Source organism: Sporosarcina koreensis, assembly GCF_001531445.1.
GTDB classification, from domain to species: domain Bacteria; phylum Bacillota; class Bacilli; order Bacillales_A; family Planococcaceae; genus Sporosarcina; species Sporosarcina koreensis_C.
The window spans coordinates 1-297 of sequence record NZ_LQYA01000130.1 but is presented as its reverse complement, the minus strand read 5'-3'; the positions used below and the strand labels follow the sequence as shown (position 1 = coordinate 297).

At 51.5% G+C, this 297-nt stretch carries 2 rRNA genes; both read left to right on the top strand.

Features of this window, described 5'->3' with window-relative positions:
• Positions 1-85 (top strand): 23S ribosomal RNA (locus tag AWV70_RS14225); the annotation flags it as partial.
• Between the two features lie 88 nt (positions 86-173).
• A 5S ribosomal RNA gene (gene rrf, locus AWV70_RS14220) occupies positions 174-289 on the top strand.
• The last annotated feature ends 8 nt before the right edge of the window (positions 290-297 follow it).

Genomic DNA, 297 nt, shown 5'->3' with positions numbered 1-297 from the left:
AAAGATGATGAGGTGGATAGGTCCGGGGTGGAAGCGTGGCGACACGTGCAGCTGACGGATACTAATCGATCGAGGACTTAACCTTACAGTTAAAAATAGTACGGTTGGACTTGAGTTCAGCAACAATGTTGGTTTTATCCGGTTTTGAACGAACAAGCATCGTTCATACATAGTCTGGTGACGACGGCGAAGAGGTCACACCCGTTCCCATACCGAACACGGAAGTTAAGCTCTTCAGCGCCGATGGTAGTAGGGGGCTTCCCCCTGTGAGAGTAGGACGTCGCCGGGCAAAGGCCA